This window comes from Methylobacterium sp. BI1 (assembly GCF_056680125.1).
Map to the genome: position 1 here is coordinate 3,042,006 of NZ_CM155267.1, position 19,012 is coordinate 3,061,017.

General features: G+C 72.6%; 19 protein-coding genes. 9 read left to right on the top strand and 10 right to left on the bottom strand.

Translation table 11 applies throughout. The features are described 5' to 3' along the window. The first annotated feature begins 70 nt into the window (after nucleotides 1-70). The gene (locus AC1MGR_RS14305; RefSeq protein ID WP_480232029.1) at nucleotides 71-1,027 is read left to right on the top strand and encodes a hypothetical protein; all 957 of its coding nucleotides are present in this window, start codon (nucleotides 71-73) and stop codon (nucleotides 1,025-1,027) included. Between the two features lie 55 nt (nucleotides 1,028-1,082). Here AC1MGR_RS14305 and thrS read toward each other — a convergent pair whose 3' ends face one another. After that, a complete protein-coding gene (gene thrS / locus AC1MGR_RS14310; RefSeq protein WP_108036117.1) occupies nucleotides 1,083-3,110 on the bottom strand; it encodes a threonine--tRNA ligase in 2,028 nt (675 codons plus the stop codon). Nucleotides 3,111-3,499: 389 nt separating this feature from the next. Between thrS and AC1MGR_RS14315 the strand changes: the two genes are divergently transcribed. Continuing rightward, the gene (locus AC1MGR_RS14315) at nucleotides 3,500-4,894 is read left to right on the top strand and encodes a 2-hydroxycarboxylate transporter family protein (RefSeq protein ID WP_108036115.1); all 1,395 of its coding nucleotides are present in this window, start codon (nucleotides 3,500-3,502) and stop codon (nucleotides 4,892-4,894) included. On the opposite strand, the gene yidD is transcribed toward AC1MGR_RS14315, so the two are convergent. Next, nucleotides 4,875-5,237, bottom strand: a complete 363-nt coding sequence (gene yidD / locus AC1MGR_RS14320) for a membrane protein insertion efficiency factor YidD (RefSeq protein WP_480234800.1) — start codon at nucleotides 5,235-5,237, stop codon at nucleotides 4,875-4,877. The two genes, AC1MGR_RS14315 and yidD, sit on opposite strands and share 20 nt — an antisense overlap. A gap of 4 nt (nucleotides 5,238-5,241) precedes the next feature. Beyond that, on the bottom strand, nucleotides 5,242-5,685 hold the full coding sequence (locus AC1MGR_RS14325) for an iron-sulfur cluster assembly scaffold protein (protein WP_108036114.1): 444 nt from the start codon (nucleotides 5,683-5,685) through the stop codon (nucleotides 5,242-5,244). A gap of 328 nt (nucleotides 5,686-6,013) precedes the next feature. Between AC1MGR_RS14325 and folE the strand changes: the two genes are divergently transcribed. From folE to AC1MGR_RS14340, 3 genes are all read left to right on the top strand, one after another. After that, entirely contained in the window at nucleotides 6,014-6,793 is a 780-nt protein-coding gene (folE, locus tag AC1MGR_RS14330; RefSeq protein ID WP_480234801.1) for a GTP cyclohydrolase I FolE, read from the top strand. Between the two features lie 28 nt (nucleotides 6,794-6,821). Next, entirely contained in the window at nucleotides 6,822-7,238 is a 417-nt protein-coding gene (gene hisI / locus AC1MGR_RS14335) for a phosphoribosyl-AMP cyclohydrolase (RefSeq protein WP_480232030.1), read from the top strand. Between the two features lie 99 nt (nucleotides 7,239-7,337). Further along, nucleotides 7,338-8,390, top strand: coding sequence for a patatin-like phospholipase family protein (locus AC1MGR_RS14340; RefSeq protein ID WP_480232031.1), 1,053 nt, complete (start codon nucleotides 7,338-7,340; stop codon nucleotides 8,388-8,390). A 28-nt stretch (nucleotides 8,391-8,418) separates the two neighbouring features. Here the strand turns inward: AC1MGR_RS14340 and AC1MGR_RS14345 are convergent, their stop codons facing one another. Continuing rightward, complete coding sequence (locus AC1MGR_RS14345; RefSeq protein WP_108036110.1) at nucleotides 8,419-8,850, bottom strand: CBS domain-containing protein; 432 nt, start codon at nucleotides 8,848-8,850, stop codon at nucleotides 8,419-8,421. Between the two features lie 179 nt (nucleotides 8,851-9,029). Beyond that, on the bottom strand, nucleotides 9,030-9,845 hold the full coding sequence (locus AC1MGR_RS14350) for a rhomboid family intramembrane serine protease (RefSeq protein WP_480232032.1): 816 nt from the start codon (nucleotides 9,843-9,845) through the stop codon (nucleotides 9,030-9,032). A 323-nt stretch (nucleotides 9,846-10,168) separates the two neighbouring features. Here AC1MGR_RS14350 and AC1MGR_RS14355 point away from each other — a divergent pair, with 323 nt between their 5' ends. Both AC1MGR_RS14355 and AC1MGR_RS14360 read left to right on the top strand, forming a co-directional pair. Further along, nucleotides 10,169-10,777 carry a PAS domain-containing protein gene (locus tag AC1MGR_RS14355; RefSeq protein WP_108036108.1) on the top strand — a complete coding sequence of 203 codons (609 nt, stop codon included), beginning with the start codon at nucleotides 10,169-10,171 and terminating at the stop codon, nucleotides 10,775-10,777. Nucleotides 10,778-10,851: 74 nt separating this feature from the next. Then, the gene (locus AC1MGR_RS14360; RefSeq protein ID WP_480232033.1) at nucleotides 10,852-11,478 is read left to right on the top strand and encodes a PilZ domain-containing protein; all 627 of its coding nucleotides are present in this window, start codon (nucleotides 10,852-10,854) and stop codon (nucleotides 11,476-11,478) included. A 49-nt stretch (nucleotides 11,479-11,527) separates the two neighbouring features. Here AC1MGR_RS14360 and AC1MGR_RS14365 read toward each other — a convergent pair whose 3' ends face one another. After that, nucleotides 11,528-12,805: a deoxyguanosinetriphosphate triphosphohydrolase gene (locus tag AC1MGR_RS14365; RefSeq protein WP_480232034.1), complete on the bottom strand. Its 1,278-nt coding sequence runs from the start codon at nucleotides 12,803-12,805 to the stop codon at nucleotides 11,528-11,530. Nucleotides 12,806-12,992: 187 nt separating this feature from the next. Between AC1MGR_RS14365 and erpA the strand changes: the two genes are divergently transcribed. Together erpA and AC1MGR_RS14375 are read left to right on the top strand one after the other, a co-directional pair. Beyond that, complete coding sequence (erpA, locus tag AC1MGR_RS14370) at nucleotides 12,993-13,319, top strand: iron-sulfur cluster insertion protein ErpA (protein ID WP_108036103.1); 327 nt, start codon at nucleotides 12,993-12,995, stop codon at nucleotides 13,317-13,319. 135 nt (nucleotides 13,320-13,454) lie between these two features. Further along, nucleotides 13,455-15,272, top strand: a complete 1,818-nt coding sequence (locus tag AC1MGR_RS14375) for a hypothetical protein (protein ID WP_480232035.1) — start codon at nucleotides 13,455-13,457, stop codon at nucleotides 15,270-15,272. Nucleotides 15,273-15,300: 28 nt separating this feature from the next. Here AC1MGR_RS14375 and cuyB read toward each other — a convergent pair whose 3' ends face one another. The 4 genes from cuyB to AC1MGR_RS14395 all read right to left on the bottom strand — a co-directional run bounded on the left by cuyB (nucleotide 15,301) and on the right by AC1MGR_RS14395 (nucleotide 18,870). Then, on the bottom strand, nucleotides 15,301-16,026 hold the full coding sequence (cuyB, locus tag AC1MGR_RS14380; RefSeq protein WP_480232036.1) for a cysteate racemase: 726 nt from the start codon (nucleotides 16,024-16,026) through the stop codon (nucleotides 15,301-15,303). A 142-nt stretch (nucleotides 16,027-16,168) separates the two neighbouring features. After that, nucleotides 16,169-17,065 carry a LysR family transcriptional regulator gene (locus AC1MGR_RS14385; protein WP_108036098.1) on the bottom strand — a complete coding sequence of 299 codons (897 nt, stop codon included), beginning with the start codon at nucleotides 17,063-17,065 and terminating at the stop codon, nucleotides 16,169-16,171. 64 nt (nucleotides 17,066-17,129) lie between these two features. After that, a complete protein-coding gene (gene rnd / locus AC1MGR_RS14390) occupies nucleotides 17,130-18,281 on the bottom strand; it encodes a ribonuclease D (protein WP_480232037.1) in 1,152 nt (383 codons plus the stop codon). A 94-nt stretch (nucleotides 18,282-18,375) separates the two neighbouring features. After that, nucleotides 18,376-18,870: a hypothetical protein gene (locus AC1MGR_RS14395; protein ID WP_480232038.1), complete on the bottom strand. Its 495-nt coding sequence runs from the start codon at nucleotides 18,868-18,870 to the stop codon at nucleotides 18,376-18,378. Between the last annotated feature and the right edge of the window lie 142 nt (nucleotides 18,871-19,012).

Here is a 19,012-nt window from a genome sequence, read left to right on the forward strand (position 1 = left end):
TGACATGGCGCGCCGGCGGCGGATTGGCAACGCCGGCGGGGACGCCCCGGCCGGGATGGGGAGGTGCGGGATGACGCGGGCAGGGTACGGATCGGTCTTGCTGGGCTGCGCCCTCCTCCTCGGCGGTCACCCGGGACGCGCCGCGGCGCAGGACGGCAACGCCTTCCACAACCGGATCGGGCCCAACCTCCCCTCCCCGGCCATGCCTGTGCCGTCCATGCCGGCGCCGTCGATGTCGGACCCCGCGGTGCCGCCGCTGCCCGGCGCGGCGAGCGCGGCCCTGACCCTGTCGGCGGTGTTCGCGGGCGGCGACAAGCCCCTGCGCTCCGGCCTCGCCTGGCGCATCTACGAGGACCGCACCGACGGCACCAAGCCCGCCATCGTGGCCCGCTCCGAGGCGGCCGAGCCGAGCTTCACCCTGGCGCCGGGCGCCTACGTGGCCACCGTGACCTACGGCTTCGCCAGCGCCTCGCGCCGCGTCGTCATGGCGGGCCAGCCCGCCGCCGAGCAGCTCAAGGTCAGCGCCGGGGCGCTCAAGCTCTCGGGCGCCATCGGCGACGTGAAGCTCAGCCCGGACCAGCTCGCCTTCTCGGTCTTCGTGCCGATCGGGACGAACTCGGAGGGGCGCCTCGTGCGCAGCGGCGTCAAGGCGGGCGAGCTCCTGCGCCTGCCCGAGGGCACCTACCACGTGGTCTCGACTTATGGCGGCTCGAACGCGATCCAGCGCGCGGACCTGAAGGTGGAGAACGGCAAGGTCACGGACGCCACCCTCAACCACCGCGCCGCCACCCTGACCCTGAAGCTGGTCGCCGCGGAAGGCGCGGAGGCCTTCGCCGGCACCGCCTTCAGCGTGCTGACGCCGGGCGGCGACACCATCCGCGAGGCCATCGGAGCCTTCCCGCAGGTGACCCTGGCGGAGGGCGACTACGTCCTGATCGCCCGCCACGACGGGCAGGTCTACACCCGCGAGTTCAAGGTCGAGAGCGGATTGAACCGCGACGTCGAGGTCATCGCCAAGGCGGGGTGAGCCGAGGCCGGCCGGAGCGATCTCCCGCCCCGTCTCCGGGGCGGGACGCGCGGCCTCACGGCGTCGGCGCTTCGCCGTGCTGGCCGTCCAGGGCGACGTCGGCGCTCGGCACGGTCTCGACCACCGAATCCGCCCGGATACGGTCCGGCGCGGTCGCCTCCGCCACCAGGGCGGCCAGGGTCTCGTCGAGGCCGCCCGTGCGGGTGTGCTGGCTGCCCAGGCGCCGGACCGAGACGGTGCGCTCCTCGCCCTCCTTGCGGCCGACCACGAGGATCACCGGTACCTTGGCGAGGGAGTGCTCGCGGACCTTGTAGTTGATCTTCTCGTTGCGCAGGTCGGCCTCCACCCGCAGGCCGAGGCGGGTCGCGGCGGCGACCACCGCGCGGGCATAGGGGTCGGCATCGCCCGTGATGGTGGCGACCACCACCTGCACCGGCGCCAGCCAGAGGGGGAAATGCCCCGCGAAGTGCTCAATCAGGATTCCCGTGAAACGCTCCAGCGAGCCGCAGATGGCGCGGTGGATCATCACCGGGGGCTTCTTGCCGCTCTCGGCATCGACGTAGAAGGCGCCGAAGCGCTCCGGCAGGTTGAAGTCGACCTGGGTCGTGCCGCACTGCCAGTCGCGCCCGATGGCGTCGCGCAGCACGTACTCGAACTTCGGCCCGTAGAAGGCGCCCTCCCCCGGGTTGATCGCGGTCTTGATCCGGCCGCCGGACTGCTCCTCGATCTGGGCGAGCACCCGGGTCATGACGTCCTCAGCATGGTCCCAGAGGGCGTCCGAGCCGACTCGCTTCTCGGGGCGGGTGGAGAGCTTCACCACGATCTCGCCGAAGCCGAAATCGGCGTAGGTGGAGAGGATCAGGTCGTTGATCTTCAGGCACTCGTCGGCGAGCTGGTCCTCGGTGCAGAAGATGTGCGCGTCGTCCTGGGTGAAGCCGCGCACCCGCATCAGGCCGTGCATGGCGCCCGAGGGCTCGTAGCGGTGGACCACGCCGAACTCGGCCATACGCAGGGGCAGGTCGCGGTAGGACTTCAGGCCGTGCTTGAAGATCATCACGTGGCCGGGGCAGTTCATCGGCTTCAACGCGAACCAGCGCTTGTCCTCGGCCTCGTCGCCGGCGCTTTGGGCCGCGAACATGTTCTCGCGGTACCAGCCCCAGTGGCCGGAGGTCTCCCACAGGGCCTTGTCGAGGATCTGGGGGGCGTTGACCTCCTGGTAGTCGCCGCGCAGGCGCCGGCGCATGTAGGCGATCAGCTCCTGGAACACGGTCCAGCCCTTGGCGTGCCAGAACACGACGCCCGGCCCCTCCTCCTGGAAGTGGAACAGGTCCATCTCTCGGCCGAGGCGCCGGTGGTCGCGGCGCTCGGCCTCCTCCAGCCGGTGCAGGTAGGCGTCGAGGTCCTCCTTGGTGGCCCAGGCGGTGCCGTAGATGCGGGTCAGCATCGGGTTGTTGGAATCGCCGCGCCAGTAGGCGCCCGCCACCTTCATCAGCTTGAAGGCGGTGCCGACCTTGCCGGTCGAGGTCATGTGCGGGCCGCGGCAGAGGTCGAACCAGTCGCCCTGGCGGTAGACCTTGAGGTCCTCGCCGGGCGGGATCGCGTCGACGAGCTCGACCTTATAGGCCTCGCCCTTCTCGGCGAAGAGCGCGCGGATGTCGTCCCGCTTCCAGACCTCCTTGGTGAAGGGGGCGTCGCGGGCGATGAGCTCGCGCATCTTCGCCTCGATCTTCGGGAAGTCTTCCGGCGTGAACGGCTCGTCCCGGGCGAAGTCGTAGTAGAAGCCGTTCTCGATCACCGGGCCGATGGTGACCTGCGTCCCCGGCCACAGGGCCTGCACCGCCTCCGCCAGAACATGGGCACAGTCGTGCCGGATCAGCTCCAGGCTGCGCGGGTCGGTGCGGTCGAGGAACTCGATGCGGGCATCCTGCTCGACGAGGTCGTCGAGGTCGCGCACGGTGCCGTCGAGGGCCATGGCGACGGTGCGCTTGGCCAGGGACTTGGCGATGCCCTCGACGACGGCACGGCCGGTGATCGCGGCGTCGTAGCTGCGGGTGTTGCCGTCGGGGAAGGTCAGGATCGGCATGGCCGGGGGCTCCTTGGAGGCTCACTCCTGCGTACGCGGCAGGTAAGCGGGGGCGGTTTTCGGATCGGGGCGGGCGCGATGCGGCGCCGCGCCGGGCCGTTTAGACCCATTCGCATCGGGAAGGAACGCGAATTCCGAGCGGCGCGGCCTGGCGGGGTCGCCGCGGAACCATCGGCCGGCGGTCCCGCCCCGGGTTGCTGACAATCGCCAGTGATCCTCAATCACCATTGCCGCCCGTGCCGGCCGATCAATTGACAAGGCCGGCCCGACCCGACTGATGCTCGGCGCTGGTCTTGCGTGCCGCACGGTCGAGACCAGAAAAAAATCCAAAAAACACGAGACGCGCCGGCCCCGCGGGGCAGACGAGGCTCTCGCCGGGAGAGACGTTCATGCCGAGCCCCGTACCGACCGCGCACCCCGAGGGCGTCGCGATCACCACGACGGCCCACCTGCCGGGGGGACAGGTGGGGACGCGGCGCTTCTGGCCGCAGGGCTGGTGGCGCCTCGTCGACATCCAGATCGGCATCATCCCGCTGCCGGTCTACCTGATCCTGGTGGCGCTGCTCTGGGTGCTGACCTCCGAGGGCGAGATCAAGGCCGACGCGCCGACGATGATCGCCGTGCTGGTGCTCGGCGGCTTCACCTGCGCGGAGATCGGCAAGCGCCTGCCCATCCTGCGCCAGATCGGGGCGGGGGCGATCTTCGCCACCTTCATCCCCTCGGCGCTGGTCTACTACGCGCTGATCCCGGGGCCGATCGTCAAGGCGATCACCGACTTCACCAAGTTCACCAACTTCCTCTACCTCTACATCGCGGCGATCATCGTCGGCAGCATCCTGGGCATGGACCGGGCCGTGCTGATCAAGGGCTTCCTCAAGATCTTCGTCCCCCTCGGCCTCGGCTCCCTGGCGGCGGGCTGCGTCGGCACCCTGGTGGGCACCCTGCTGGGGCTCGGGGCGCACCACACCTTCTTCTTCATCGTGGTGCCGATCATGGCCGGCGGCGTCGGCGAGGGCGCGATTCCCCTCTCCATCGGCTACGGCAGCATCCTCGGGATCCCGCAGGGCGACGTCTTCGCCCAGGTGCTGCCGCCGGTGATGCTGGGCAGCCTCACGGCGATCATCCTGGCCGGCACCCTCAACGCGGTGGGCAAGCGCAAGCCGCACCTCACCGGCGAGGGCCGCCTGCAGCCCGACACCGAGAACGACATGGAGGCGGGCGCGCCCGTGGAGACCGGCCCGATCGACGCCGCCACGGTGGCGGCGGCCGGCCTCACGGCGGTGACGCTCTACCTGCTCGGCGTGATGTGCCACCACCTCACCGGCCTGCCCGCCCCCGTGGCGATGCTGTTCCTGGCGGTGCTGGCCAAGCTCGCCAGCGCGGTCTCGCCCCGGCTCCAGGCCGGCGGCTTCATCGTCTACAAGTTCGTGCAGGTGGGCATGACCTACCCGCTGCTCTTCGCCATCGGCGTCTCGCTCACCCCCTGGGACAAGCTGGTGGCGGCCTTCACGCTGCCGAACCTGATCACCATCGTGGCCACCGTCGTCACCCTGATGGCGACGGGCTACGTCGTCGGGCGCCGGCTCGGCATGTATCCGATCGAGACCGCCATCGTGAACGCCTGCCACAGCGGCCAGGGCGGCACCGGCGACGTGGCGATCCTTACCGCCGCGAACCGGATGGCGCTGATGCCCTTCGCCCAGATCGCCACCCGCATCGGCGGCGCCCTCACGGTGACGGGGACGCTGGTCTTCCTGAAGTGGATCACGGCGGCGCCGGTCTAGGCGGCCCTCCCTCCCCGGATGGCCCCCCCTCCCCCAGTGCCTCGCAGGCGAAGGGCGAGGGCGGCGCGTTCACGCCGCGCCAGCGGCCGTAGCGCCAGGGGGTGAACCAGGCGGCGCGCGCCGGCAGCGCCTCGGGCACCAGGTCGATGCCATGGGTGCCGAGGGGGCCGCAGCGGCAGATGCGGGCGAACCCGATCCAGCCCCCCGCCCAGAGACCGTGCCGCTGGATCGCCGCGTCGGTGTAGCGGGAGCACGAGGGCCAGTGCCGGCACTGGCGGCCCACCAGGCTCGACAGGGTCAGTTGGTACGTGCGGATCACCCCGTGGGCGACGCGGCGGAGCAGCACCCTACGCGGCCGCCACCGCCCCGGCCTCGATCCGGTCGAGGGCCTCCACCACCGCGTCGAAGGTCAGGAGGGTCGAGGCGTGCCGGGCCTTGAAGTCGCGCACCGGCTCCAGGACGGCGAGGTCCGCCCAGGCGCCCGCGGGCGCCGGGCCGCCCTCCTTCAGCATCCGCCGCATGGCGGCGCGGACGTCGCGCAGCTCCGCGGCGCTGGCGCCGACCACATGGCGGGCCATCAGCGAGGACGAGGCCTGGCCGAGGGCGCAGGCCTTCACCTCGTGGGCGAAGTCGGTGACCGTGCCGTCCCGGACCGCGAGGTCCACCGTGACGGTGGAGCCGCAGAGCTTCGAGTGCGCGGTGGCACTGGCGTCCGGGGCCGCCAGGCGTCCCAGACGCGGGATGTCCGCGGCCAGTTCGAGGATGCGACGGTTGTAGATGTCGTCGAGCATGAAAAATCCGCTCCTCTGGCCGTTCCACCGGGTTCACGTGCCGTCCCGCCGGGAGCGCCCGGCGCGGAGCCGGCTTCCGATCCCGGAGACCTGATACGCTCGGGCTGCATTGCGCGACGGCGCGATAACGACGATATAGGCCCCCACGCACCGTTTCGCGAGGAGGCGGCTCGTCGACCCGGGTCGCGCCCACGACCAGGGTTGCGCCACGGCAGACGGCACCGTCCGGGCATCGGCCGTCCTTCCCCGACGGCCCCATGGTTCGACGATGTACGCAAAGCCTGACAGCCACCCGATGACGACCCGGATCGCCCGGGCGGAAGATGCCATGGATGCCGCGCTCAAGTCCCTCTCCTACCGCCTGACCGAGACGGAGGAATCCGGGATGGAACCGACCCGCCAGAACGGCGCCCTCAGCGCCATGCGCAACGACAACGCGCGCGTCTCCGAGGCGCCTGCCTCCGCGCCCGAGATCGCTCCCGAGATCGCCCCCCTGCCCGGCTCCGCCCAGCGGGTGCCCGACGCCATCGCCACCGGCCGGCCGAGCCGCGAGGAGGCCGAGGCCGCCGTGCGCACGCTCCTGCGCTGGGCCGGCGACGACCCGAACCGCGAGGGCCTGCGCGACACCCCGGCCCGGGTGGTGAAGGCCTACGGCCAGATCTTCGGCGGCTACGGCCAGGACGCCGACGCGCTCCTGGAGCGGGTCTTCGAGGAGGTCGAGGGCTACTCGGACATCGTGCTGGTGCGCGACATCCCGTTCTACTCCCATTGCGAGCACCACATGGTGCCCTTCATGGGGCTGGCGCACATCGCCTATTACCCGACCAAGGGCGTGGTCGGCCTGTCGAAGCTCGCCCGCGTGGTCGACACCTTCGCCCGCCGCCTGCAGACCCAGGAGACCATGACGGCCCAGATCGCCGACGTGATCGAGAGCATCCTGAAGCCCCGCGGCATCGCCGTGATGGTCGAGGCCGAGCACCTCTGCATGGCCATGCGCGGGGTCCAGAAGGCCGGCGTCTCCACCATCACCACCCAGTTCCGCGGCGCCTTCCGCAACGACGCCAACGAGCAGGTCCGCTTCCTCACCCTCGTGCGCAACAAGTCCTGAGCCGGGCCGCGATGACGTCTGTCTCCCCATGACCCGCGCCTTCCCGGAGCCGGGCAGCCGGGCCGAGGTCGAGGAGGGGGCCGCCTTCACCCCCCGCTTCGACGCGAACGGCCTCGTCTCCTGCATCGCTGTCGACGCCACCGACGGGCAGGTACTGATGCTCGCCCACATGAACGCCGAGTCTCTGGCCCGCACCCTGGAGACCGGCGAGGCCTGGTACTGGTCCCGCTCCCGGGGCGAGCTCTGGCACAAGGGCGCCACCAGCGGGCAGATCCAGCGCGTGGTCGAGATGTGGGTCGATTGCGACCAGGACGCCGTGCTGATCCGCGTCGCGGTCGGCGGCGACGGCGGCTGCTGCCACACCGGCCGACGCGCCTGCTTCTATCGTCGCGTCGATCACGATCCGGCGACCGGCCACGCGACCCTGCGGCCCGCCGATGCCTGATCCCGGCCCGCGGCGCGCCCGCCCGGGACGGGGCCGGCCCCGTCGCGACCGCCGCGTTTCGCGTCCCCGGCCCCCGTCTCCCGCAACCCGGTGTCGCTGATGTGGGACGGCCTGTCCCCGGTGCGTCCCGCCCAGGCGGAGGTCCGCCACGCCGCCCCCGCCCAGGCGCGCTTCCCCGCCGGGGCCGTCGAGCCCGTGGCGGCGCCCCCCACCCCCGGCCCCCGCATCGGCCTCGCCCTCGGCGGCGGCTCGGCCCGGGGCTGGTCGCAGATCGGGGTGATCGAGGTGCTGGAGGAGGCCGGCCTCCACCCGGCGGTGGTAGCGGGCTGCTCCATCGGCGCGGTGGTGGGCGGCTGCTACGCGGCGGGCCAGCTCGGCCTGCTCAAGGCCTTCGCCCTGTCGCTGACCCGGCGCAGCGTGATGGGGCTCCTCGACCTGCGGCTCCGCTCCGGCCTGATCGCGGGCGACCGCCTGAAGCGGCGCCTGGAGCACGACCTCGCCGACCGCCGGATCGAGGGCCTGCCGATCCGCTTCGCCAGCGTCGCCACCGACCTCGACAGCGGCGAGGAGGTCTGGCTCACCCGGGGCAGCCTCGTGGAGGCCCTGCGGGCCTCCTACGCCCTGCCGGGCATCTTCCCGCCGGTGCGCTGCGGCGGCCGGCTCCTCCTCGACGGGACCCTGGTCAACCCGGTACCGGTGACGATCGCCCGGGCCCTGGGGGCCGACCTCGTGATCTGCGTCAACCTCAACGGCGACCCGCGCCCCGGCGTGCGGGAGGCGGCGCCCGCGCGGGTCACGGCCGAGGCGGTGCTGCCCGCCCCCCGCCGGCCCCGGCGCTGGATCCTGCGCCGGCCCCGCCGCATCGAATCCGGCCGCGCCGAATCCGAGCGGATGCCCGACCGCGCCAACGGGCTCGCCACCCCCGGCATGGCGCGGGTGATGCTCGACGCCTTCAACATCACGCAGGACCGGATCTCGCGGGCGCGCCTGGCCGGCGACCCGCCGGACATCGCGATCGTGCCCCGCCTGGCCGGGATGGGCCTGTTCGAGTTCCACCGGGCGGCCGAGGGGATCGCCCTCGGCCGCGAGGCGGCGCGCGCCGCTCTGCCGCAGATCCGCGGCCTCGTGGTGGCCGCCGCCGCCCGGACCTGAGCCAAGCCCGGACCCGGTCCGATCGCCTTTACGCCATGGTGATGTAGTCGCGCATGGCCCGGTGCTCGGCCTCGACGGCCTCGATCCGACGCTTGACCACGTCGCCGATGGAGATGAGGCCGGCCAGTCGGCCGTCCTCGATGACGGGCACGTGGCGGAAGCGGCCCTCGGTCATGAGGTGCATGACCTCCTCGATGCTGCAGGCGCGGGTACAGGTGGTGACCTCGGCGGTCATGTGCTCGGAGACCAGGGCGTCGAGGGCGTTGGCGCCCTTGGCGGCGAGGGCCCGCATGATGTCGCGCTCGGAGAGGATGCCGCGCACCGCCCCGTCCGCATCGCTGACGACGACGGCGCCGATGCGCTTCTCGGCCAGGAGGTGGATGGCCTCGTCGAGGGTGCGCTGGGGCTCCACCGTGACGACGGAGCGGCCCTTCTCGGCGAGGATGCGAGCAACGGTCATAGACGTGTCCTTTCCCTGACATTCACCCCGGGGACGGGGCGGCCGGGCTTGGCCTGTCGCGGCGGGGTGCCCGGCTCGGTCTATGGCGATTGTGTGGCGCGCGGCCGCATATGGCAAGATCCCGCAGGATTGATCCGCCAATAGCGCAAGATAATTCATTATCCGGTGCGGCGCGACCGTCAGCGCCGGGCGCGGTCGAGGAGCGGCAGCAGGAAGAAACCCGCGACGAAGCCGCCCAGGTGGGCGTCCCAGGCCACCGAGGTCGCCTCGGCGCCCAGCGGCAGGGCGATGACGCCGAACAGGAAGTTGGTCACGAGCCAGATCACCAGGAACACCACCGCGGTGCGGTTGCGCATCAGCTCCGGGATGGTCTGCAGCGGGGGCGCGGCCGGGCGCTGCCAGGGGGGCGCACCGGCAGAGACGGGCGGCGGCTGGAACACGAAGCGGGCCGCGGCCGCCATCAGGGCCGAGACGCCGGCCGAGGCCCCGATCAGGGGCGCGGTGCTGAGAGGGTCGAGGAGGACGTGGAGGATGCCGCCCGCCACGGCGCCCACCAGGGCGATCAGGCCGTAGCGCCAGGCGCCGTAGCGGCGGGCCACGGGCGAGCCGAAGGCGGCGAGCCAGACGGTGTTGAAGATGACGTGCATCCACGAGCCGTGCAGCAGCGCGTAGGTGGCGAAGGTCCAGGGCATCGCGGCCGGATCGGCCACCACGTAGCGGGCGAAGGCCTGCCGGGCCTCGACGGTGTCGGGATCGCCCGCCAGGGCCGCTGCGGCCCGCAGCAACTCCTCCGCCCGGGCCGGATCGACGGCCACGCTCCAGCGCCCCGGAATCAGGGCCAGGTCGATCAGGGCGGCGATGTCCCAGGTGTCGGGCAGCACGAATTCGCGCAGGGCGTGGAGGCCCACGAGCACGCCGATCGACGCGGTGACCACGCCCGGCATGTTGAAGATCGGAACGCGGTTCTGCGGCGGCAGGTCGGGGCTGGCATCCATGCGGCCACCATGTCGGGGCCGCAGGCGGGGCCGCAAGCCCCGCGGCGCGGGAAAGCCGCCCGGCGTGAACAAAAGCCGCTGCCCGTGCGGGACCGCGGCGGCGCGGGCGGTCCCCGGCCCGCGCCGCGAGGCCTGCGCAAACTTGCCGGTGGACAACCCCTCCGGCCCGTTAACCTTGATGAAGGGTTAAGGGGGCGCCGCGAGGGTGGCCGGCATAAGCTCTGCGCCGAGCCAGGCACAGATTTCGGGACTGGCCCAGAACCGTCCCGAAACCGCCCGATTCGAGAAGGTCCGTCGCCGGACCGTGCCATAGTAGGACGCCCATGAAGCATCCGACCAGCCGCCTGCTCCACGCCTACTGGGATCGGTTGCGGAATACCCGCGCCGCGCCGGAGCGCAGCGAGATCGAGCCCGGCGAGATCCGGAACCTGCTCGCCGACAGCCTAATCCTCGAGGTCGACATGCCGCGCGGGGCGGCCTCGGTCCGCCTGGCCGGGACCCATGTCTGCGCCCTGTTCGGGCGCGAGCTGAAGGGACGGGACTTCGCCGGCCTCTGGGGACGGCCCGACGCCGATCCCTGGCTGCTGGTCGAGGCCGTGGCCGTCGACACCGTGGGCGCCGTGGCCGGGCTGCAGGGCCTGACGGAGCGGGACGAGACCATCGACCTCGAGCTCTTGCTGCTGCCCCTGCGCCACCACGGCGAGACGCAGACCCGCATCCTCGGTGCCCTCAGCCCGACCTGCGTCCCCCACTGGCTCGGCCTGCGTCCCCTGACGCGGATGCACACCACCTCCCTGCGCATCCTCGGCCACGAGACCGCCCCGGCCTACCGTGATGCCCGGGCGACCCTGCAGGACCTGCCCGAGCCCGCCAACGACAGTGCGCCCCTCCGCCGCGGCCACCTCCTGGTCCATCCCGGCGGCCGCGCCTGACGGGCAAACCTTTCGTAACCAGCGGCGGTTAGCCTGACGGGCAGTGAAGCCTCGAACCGAGTCGCCCTGCCCCCATGATCGAGGTCGCTGCCCGTCCGCCCGCGAGGCTGCCCCGTGAGGTTCGGATCTCGGACCTGCGCCGGCACCACCGCGTCAAGGTCTCGATGCTGGGGCGCTACATGCTCGCGGACCGGCGCGAATATCCGTGCCAGACCGTCGACATGTCGCCGGGGGGCGTCCGCCTGAACTGCGCCGTCCCGGGCGAGGTCGGCGAGCGGGTGGTGCTGTATCTCGAGCATGTCGGCCGGATCGAGGGCACCATCGCGCGCCTGATTCCCGGCGGCTTCGCCGTCCGCCTCAGCGCCACCCCGCGCAAGCGCGACAAGATCGCCTCGCAGCTGACCTGGCTCGCCAATCGCGAGAGCCTGGGCCTGCCCGAGGGCCGCACGCACGAGCGCCTGACGCCCCTCGCCACGGGCGTCGTCCTGCGCCTGGAGAGCGGGCGCGAGGTGACGGCCCGCATCATCGACATCTCCATGTCGGGCGTGGCGCTGAGCACGACCAGCACCCCCGCCATCGGCATGAGCCTGATGGTCGGGCGCACCCCCGGCCGGGTGGTGCGCCACTTCGAGGGCGGCATCGGCGTGCACTTCATGCTGCCGATCTCCCCCGACCTGTTCCACGAGGGGCTGACGCTCTGAAGGCACCCTGCTGAGAGCCCTCTGGAGGCCCTGGCCGCCCTCCCGGCCCCTACGGCTCGGAGAGGGGCAGGCTGCGGTCGCCCGGGCTCCAGTGCAGGTCCGGCGTCGTCGCGAACAGGCCCTTGTGGGCTAGCACCGCGTAGGTGTCGGTCATGCCCGCGATGTAGTCGGCGACCCGGCGGGCGACGCGTCCCGGCTCGGCCCCCGCCAGCCCCGCCGACCATTCCTCCGGCATCGCCCCGGGCTCCGCCGTGAACCGCGCGAACAGGTCGGACACGATGGTGTTGGCCCTGGCGCGCACCGCGAGCACGCCGGGATGGCGGTACATCCGGGCGAACAGGAAGGTCTTGATCGCCGCATCCGCCTCCGCGATCGCCCCCGAGAAGGCGATGACCGGGGCCCGCGCCGCCCGGATGTCGGCCACGGTGCGGGGATTCAGGGACGCGAGGCGCCGGGTGCTCTCGGCGATGACGTCCTCCACGAAGCGGGTGATGACGCGCCGCGCCAGCTCGTGGATCTTTCGCGAGGGCTCCAGGTTCGGGTGCAGGCCCTCGATCTCGTCGAGGAGGCCGCGCAGGAACGGCACCGCGGCGAGGTCGCCGAGGTCGAACAGGCCGGCGCGCAGGCCGTCGTCGAGGTCGTGGCTGTCATAGGCGATGTCGTCAGCGAGCGCCGCGGCCTGCGCCTCCGGCCCGGCGAAGCGGGCCAGTTCCAGGTCGTTAAGGGCATTGTATTCGAGGATCGCGGCCGGGATCCCGCGGCCGGTCCAGCGCCGGGTCGGGCGCCCGTCCGGCTCCAGCAGCGGGCCGTTGTGCTTGACGAGGCCCTCCAGGGTCTCCCAGGCGAGGTTGAGCCCGTCGAAGCCGGCATAGCGCCGCTCCAGCCGGGTGACGATGCGCAGGGCCTGGGCGTTGTGGTCGAAGCCGCCATGGGCCGCCATGCAGGCATCCAGGGTGTCCTCCCCCGTGTGCCCGAAGCAGGTGTGGCCGAGGTCGTGGCTGAGGGCCAGGGCCTCGGCGAGGTCCTCGTCGAGGCCGAGCGCCCGGGCCAGCGCCCGGGCGATCTGGCTCACCTCGAGGGTGTGGGTCAGGCGCGTCCGGTAATGGTCGCCCTCGTGATGGACGAAGACCTGGGTCTTGTGCTTCAGGCGCCGGAAGGCCGAGGAATGAATGATGCGGTCGCGGTCGCGCTGGAAGTCGCTGCGCGTGGGCGAGATCGCCTCCGGGATCAGGCGCCCGCGGCTGGCCGCCGGATCGGTGGCATAGGGCGCCCGCCAGCGCTCGCCGCGCCGCCGGGCCGCGCCGGGGCCTGTCTCGTCCGCCTGCATCACGTCTCGCCGCCCCACATTCGATCGACCGAGGACGGTCTGCCCGCCCTGGCCCGGTCCCTGACGCGTTGCAGCATCGGGCCCCCAGGCATATCTTGTGTTCTCTAGCAGTTGTTCCAACGCCGCCACGGTCCAGATCGGCCGGGACGGCCGGCGGATCTCGAGAGCACCCCGCGAGAATACCCCGATGGCCGACATCACCCTGACGCCCCGCGCCGCCAAGCGCATCAACGAGATCATGGGCGCCGAGCCGCCCGGCGCCTCCCTGCGGATCAGCGTGAACGGCGGCGGCTGCTCGGGCTTCTCCTACGCCTTCGACATCGCGCAGGCCCGGGCCGCCGACGACGTCGCGATCGAGCGCGACGGCGCCACCGTCCTGGTCGACCCGATGTCGCTGGAATACATGAGCGGCTCGACCATCGATTTCGTGAACGACCTGATCGGGCAATCCTTCAAGATCGAGAACCCCCAGGCCACCGCCTCCTGTGGCTGCGGAACCTCGTTCTCGCTGTGAATGCGGCGCGGCCCCCGCGGGGGCCGCCCCCGCGATTGCCTCCCGCGTGAAACTGCGGCACGGATGGGCCTTCTCCCCGACGCCTCCGGGCCTTTCCCCTGAAAGCGCCTCTTCGCCAGCGATCCGGATAAGCCCATGACCTGCTCGAAAGGCCGCCCCCTCCGCGCGTGGGCGACCGGTGCCTCGGCCTGCGTCCTCGTCCTCCTCGGCGCAGGGACTGCCGTGCAGCCCGGTGCGGCGCAGGCCCAGGAGGCCGCCTCGGCGGTCCAGGACGTCACCCTGCAGGACGTCACCCTGACCTTCGGCGACACGGTGCTGAAGGCCCCGCGCCTCACCGCCAGCGGCACCCGCCTCTCGAAGGACGAGCTCACCGCCCTGCTCAAGCCCGGCCCGGGCGAATCCTGGGCCGCCCGCCTCGTGCGCCTCGACGCCGCGAGCCTGGCCATGCCCGAATTGCGGGTGGAGCGCACCGGCAGCGCCGGGGCGACGCCGGTGGTCACCTACCGCGACGTGGTGGCCCGCGACGTCCGGGCCGGGCGCGCCGCCGAGCTCACCGCCGCCGGGGCCTCGATCCTGCTGGAGGGCGGCCCCCAGAAGGGCACCGGCACCTATGGCCGGATGCGGGCGACCGACCTCGACCTGACCGTCCTCGCCCGCCTCTACGGCGAGCCGGGCGACGGCAAGAGCGCCCTGCAGCGGATCTACGCCACCTTCGCGGTCGACGACATCGCCTACGTGGATGCCCGCGGCACCGCCGTGAAGATCACCCGGATCGAGGGGCGCGACCTCAGCGGGCGCCAGATCCCGGCGACCTGGACGGGGGCGCTCCAGGCCTTCACGGCCGTCGACTACGAGCGCCTGGCCCCGCCCGAGCGTGCGCGGCTGATGAGCCTCGGGGCCGACCTCGCCGAGGCGGTCTCGGTGGGCTCCCTGGAGGCCACCGGCCTCAGCGTGCAGGAGGCCAAGCCTCGGGACGCCTTCAGCCTCGGCATCGCCCGCCTCGGGATGACCGGGTCCGGCGTCCTCCTGGAGGACATCCGCTTCGCGGGCGTCGACGGAGCCAAGGCCCGCCTCGCCCGGCTCTCCCTCGACGGCTTCTCCCTCGGCCCGACGGTCGCGGCCCTGCGCAAGCTCGCCACCCTGACCACGCCGCCCTCGGATGCCGAGCTGCGCCTGCTGACGCCGGCCCTCGGCACCCTGGCCCTGAAGGATCTCAGCCTCGACCTGCCGCCCGAGGCGAAGGCGCCCCGCGATCCCGCCAACACGGCGGTACCCGGGCCGACCCATGTCGGCCTCCGCGACGGCTCGATGAACTTCGCCCCCCCGCGCGACGGGGTGCCGACGGCCGGGCGCCTCAGCCTGTCGGGCCTCACCCTGCCGGCCTCGGCGGTGGCGGGCGTGCCGGGCCTCGGCTCCCTCGGCCTCTACGGCTACAGCGACCTCGACCTCGCCCTGGTGGCCGACACCTCCTGGGACGAGGCCGCCCGCGAGCTCAAGCTCGGCGAGGTCTCGGTCTCCGGCAAGGACATGGGCAGCCTGCGCATCAACGGCATGATCGGCGGCATCGGCCCGGAGGTCTTCAACCCGGACGTGGCGGTGTCGAGCTTCGCCATGCTGTCGGCCACCGCCAAGGCCCTCGACCTCACCATCGAGAATTCCGGCCTGTTCGACCGCTTCATCGCCGCGCAGTCCAAGGTGCTCAGCCTGAAGCCCGAGGAGCTGAAGCAGGAATACGTCACCGCGAGCGTGTTCGGCGTGCCCGCGATCCTCGGCAACTCGGTGGGCGCCAAGGCGATCGGCGCCGCCATGGGCCAGTTCGTGACCAAGCCCGGCACCCTCTCGGTGAGCCTGCGGCCGAAGAACGCCGCCGGCATCGGCATGCTGGAATTCAGCGCCGCCCCGACCCCGGCCGCCCTGTTCGACCGCCTCGAGGTCAACGCCAAGGCCAATTGAGGCCACGGCGAATGGACGGGCCGGACGATCACGCCGCCCGGCGGGCCGGCGCGGCCGCCGCCACGCAGGCCTGCGCCAGGGCGTCGGTGGCGTCGAGCAGGACCGCGCTCTGCGGCCCGGCCGGATCCGCCAGGGCGAGGGGGATCTCGGTGCAGGCCATCACCACCTGACGGCACCCCTCCGCCACCAGCGCCGCGGCCGCGGCTTTTAGCAGGGGGCGGGCCTGCGCCCCCTGCCCCGCCTTGACGAGTCGGACCGCCCGCATCACCGCGGCCTGGTCCGCGGGCACCCGGCAGGTGAAGCCGTGGCGGCCGAGATGCCGGGGATAGAGCCCGGACCGGAGGGTGCCGTCGGTGGCGAGCAGCCCCACCGGCCCGCCCGCGAGGCCCCGGCGGGCGAGCGCCGCCGTCACCGCATCGACGATGTGCAGGATCGGAACGGGGGTCAGCGCCTGGAGGGCGCCGTGCCAGTGATGGGCGGTGTTGCAGGGGATCGCCAGGCGGGTGGCGCCGGCCGCCTCGAGGCGGCGCAGGGCCAGGGTCATCGCCGGCAGCGGGTCGGGCCCCTGCCCCAGGATCGCCCGGGTCCGGTCGGGAATGTCGGCGGCCTGGGCCACCATCACGGCAAGATGGTCCTGGTCGCGGGCGGCCGGCGTCGCCTCCACGAGCTTCCTCAGGAAATCCACCGTCGCCATCGGCCCCATGCCGCCGAGGACGCCCAACAATGGTGCGCCCTGCCGCTCGCTCTCCGCCATCGCCCTGATCCCCGTCGCGCGTCCCAGCGAGGGGATGGGCGAAGACCGGCGCGGGGGCCAATGCCGTGTCGGAACGGCCCATGCGGGTTCGGTCTAACCCGCCCCAGGAATCATGCGGGTTCGGTCTAACCCGCTCCAGGGATCATACGGGGTCGGTCGCCCCTGCCTCGGATGCGGCCCAGATCGCCGCCACGGCGGCTCGGGCCCGGGGGCCGTGGGCCGGGGCGCCGTTGCGGTAGAGCCGGATCTCCAGGGGCACCGCGGGCCCGGCGGCGAGGAGGCGGCCCTCGGCGAGTTCCCGGGCGACGAGGCTGCGCGGCACGAAGGCAAGGCCGTGTCCCTCGAGGGCCATGCATTTCAGGGCCTCGGCCATCGGGTTGGCATGGACCACCGGCCCGGGCGGCAGGCCGAGCTCGGCCTGTGCCAGCGCGCTGACGCGGCCGAGGAACGAATCCCGTCCGTAGTCGAGGCGCGGCAGCGGCCGGCCCTCCGGTGCGGCGGCGAGGTCCGGGCTGCGCACCGGGACCAGCGCGTCGGCGCCGACCACCCGGTGGGGGTAGAGCGCCGGGTCGAGGGGGATCGGCACGCCCGGATGGTGGAAGGTGAGCAGGAAATCCGCGCCGCCCTCCACCAGGGCCTGGAGGCAATCGTGGAAATCGTCCGGCAGCAGCCGCGTCGCCACCGGTCCGGTGCGCGCCGCGAGGGTGCGGAACCAGGCGGGGAAGAACGTCAGGGCCAGGGTGTGCAGGGCGGCGATCCGCACCAGGGGCTCGGCGGAGTCGAGGCCGGCGCGCAGGTCCGCCCGGACGCCGAGGAGTACCCGCACGCTCTCCTCGGCGGTGTCGCGGAAGCGACGGCCCTCCGGGGTCAGGGTGGTGGGGTAGGTGCTGCGGTCGACCAGGGCCACCCCGAGCCAGAGCTCCAGGGCCCGGATGCGCCGGCTGAAGGCCGACTGGGTGACGTGGCGGGCCTCCGCGGAGCGCGAGAAGCTGCGGGTCTGGGCGAGGCTGAGGAAATCCTCCAGCCATTTCAGCTCCACGGCGGTCCCCCGACCGGGGCTCCGCCGCGGCGGGGCGCGCCGGAAAGGCTCACACCGGAGACGCTCACACCAGGTCGCGCACCACCACCCGGCCGCGCTCGGCCGAGAGGGCGAGGCGGCCGCTCTTGAGGGCCAGGGCCTTCTCGCCGAACAGGGTCCGGCGCCAGCCATGCAGCACGGGCACGTCGGCCGCGTCGTCCTCGGCGATGGCCTCGAGGTCGTCCACCGTGGCGATGATCTTCGGGGCGACGCCCTCGGTCTCGCACACGGCCTTCAGCAGGACCTTGAGCAGCTCGACCAGCGCCCCGTTGCCACCGCGGCTGCGGGTGCGCTCGGGCAGGGCGATGTCCGAGAGGTCGCGGGCGAAGCCCCGCTCCACCGCCGCCAGGATGTCGGTGCCGGTGCGCGAGCGCTCGAAGCCGGCGGGGATCGAGCGCAGGCGGCCCAGGGCCTCGACGCTGCGCGGGGCGGAGGTCGCCACGTCGATCACCGCCTCGTCCTTGAGGATGCGCCCGCGCGGCACGTTGCGGCTCTGGGCCTCGCGCTCGCGCCAGGCGGCGACCTCCATCAGCACCGCGATCTCGCGGGGCTTGCGCATCCGCCCCGACAGGCGGCGCCAGGCGGAGGCCGGATCGGCGCGGTAGGTCTCCGGCGAGGTGAGCACGCTCATCTCCTCGTCGAGCCACTCGCCGCGATCGGTGGAGAGGAGCTTGCCGGCCAGCACCTCGTAGACCTTCACGAGGTGGGTCACGTCCGAGAGGGCGTAGCTGAGCTGGGCGTCCGAGAGCGGCCGGCGCGACCAGTCGGTGAAGCGCGAGGACTTGTCGATCTTGGCCTTGGCCACGTCGTTGACGAGCTGCTCGTAGGAGACCGAGTCGCCGTAGCCGCAGACCATGGCGGCGACCTGGGTGTCGAAGAACGGCTGCGGCAACAGGCCCCCGAGAAGCCAGATGATCTCCAGGTCCTGGCGGGCGGAATGGAACACCTTCACCACGCCCTCGTCGGCCATCAGGGCGAAGAACGGCCCCAGGTCGAGGTCGGGGGAGAGGGGATCGACGAGCACGCCCGTCCCGTCGGGCGCCGCCATCTGGATGAGGCAGAGCTTGGGATAGTAGGTCGTCTCGCGCATGAACTCCGTGTCGACGGTCACGAAGGGATGGGCGGACAGGCGGGTGCAGGCCTCGGCCAGGGCCGCAGTGGTGGCGATCAGATCCATGACTCGGCTATACCGAAGGTTCTCGCCCCAGGCGAGGGACGCCGGACCCGGTCACCAGAATTCACGGCCCCGAACACTGTCCGCCGGACGCGGGTCAGGCGGCGACGTCGCGCGGCGCGTGGGGCCGCCGCGCCCCGCGCCGCCGCGACGCCAGGGCCCGGAGCTGGGCCTTGCGCTCCCGGCGCTGCGCCTCGGCCCGGGCCAGCAGCCAGTCGAGGATGCCGGCCTCGATCCGCGTGGCGCTGGCCGGGTCGATGAGCCGGTGGATGCGGTCTGCGCGAAAGCCCCGGTAGCCGCCCCGCCCCCGGTCGAGGCCGCCCAGCAGCGTCCGGCCCGGCCCGAGCTTCAGCGCCCGCGCCTCGACCCGCCGGGTGCTCCAGGCCCCGCGCGAATCCTCGTAGACGATCTCGAAGGTGCCCTCGAGGGGCAGGACGCGCCACTGGCCCTCCTGCCGCTCACCCTCTCGCTGCTCGCCCGTCTGCCGCGCGCTTGCCTGCCGCGCGCCCGTCGCGGGCGCGGGCGCGCCGGTGGGCTCGGACGCCTCCGCCGCGGCCTGCCGCAGGATGTCGAAAAAAGCGTTGGAATTCATGGGATTGATATGGGAATCTCCGGGCGATTCCGGAAGGGTTTCGGGGTCGTTTCGGACGTGTTCCGGCGGGCTTCGTGCCTCGCCCCGGCAGCCCCGTCGCCTTGACTTCACCTCCCCCGCGTGAATGGTGCGCCGCTCAATC

Bases quoted from the DNA above. Each gene is read 5' to 3' on its own strand.
- AC1MGR_RS14305 (WP_480232029.1), top strand. From the start codon at position 71: ATGACGCGGGCAGGGTACGGATCGGTCTTGCTGGGCTGCGCCCTCCTC.
- thrS (WP_108036117.1), bottom strand. From the start codon at position 3,110: ATGCCGATCCTGACCTTCCCCGACGGCAACACCCGCAGCTACGACGCC.
- AC1MGR_RS14315 (WP_108036115.1), top strand. From the start codon at position 3,500: ATGCCGAGCCCCGTACCGACCGCGCACCCCGAGGGCGTCGCGATCACC.
- AC1MGR_RS14325 (WP_108036114.1), bottom strand. From the start codon at position 5,685: ATGCTCGACGACATCTACAACCGTCGCATCCTCGAACTGGCCGCGGAC.
- folE (WP_480234801.1), top strand. From the start codon at position 6,014: ATGGATGCCGCGCTCAAGTCCCTCTCCTACCGCCTGACCGAGACGGAG.
- hisI (WP_480232030.1), top strand. From the start codon at position 6,822: ATGACCCGCGCCTTCCCGGAGCCGGGCAGCCGGGCCGAGGTCGAGGAG.
- AC1MGR_RS14340 (WP_480232031.1), top strand. From the start codon at position 7,338: ATGTGGGACGGCCTGTCCCCGGTGCGTCCCGCCCAGGCGGAGGTCCGC.
- AC1MGR_RS14345 (WP_108036110.1), bottom strand. From the start codon at position 8,850: ATGACCGTTGCTCGCATCCTCGCCGAGAAGGGCCGCTCCGTCGTCACG.
- AC1MGR_RS14350 (WP_480232032.1), bottom strand. From the start codon at position 9,845: ATGGATGCCAGCCCCGACCTGCCGCCGCAGAACCGCGTTCCGATCTTC.
- AC1MGR_RS14355 (WP_108036108.1), top strand. From the start codon at position 10,169: ATGAAGCATCCGACCAGCCGCCTGCTCCACGCCTACTGGGATCGGTTG.
- AC1MGR_RS14360 (WP_480232033.1), top strand. From the start codon at position 10,852: ATGATCGAGGTCGCTGCCCGTCCGCCCGCGAGGCTGCCCCGTGAGGTT.
- AC1MGR_RS14365 (WP_480232034.1), bottom strand. From the start codon at position 12,805: ATGCAGGCGGACGAGACAGGCCCCGGCGCGGCCCGGCGGCGCGGCGAG.
- erpA (WP_108036103.1), top strand. From the start codon at position 12,993: ATGGCCGACATCACCCTGACGCCCCGCGCCGCCAAGCGCATCAACGAG.
- AC1MGR_RS14375 (WP_480232035.1), top strand. From the start codon at position 13,455: ATGACCTGCTCGAAAGGCCGCCCCCTCCGCGCGTGGGCGACCGGTGCC.
- cuyB (WP_480232036.1), bottom strand. From the start codon at position 16,026: ATGGCGGAGAGCGAGCGGCAGGGCGCACCATTGTTGGGCGTCCTCGGC.
- rnd (WP_480232037.1), bottom strand. From the start codon at position 18,281: ATGGATCTGATCGCCACCACTGCGGCCCTGGCCGAGGCCTGCACCCGC.
- AC1MGR_RS14395 (WP_480232038.1), bottom strand. From the start codon at position 18,870: ATGAATTCCAACGCTTTTTTCGACATCCTGCGGCAGGCCGCGGCGGAG.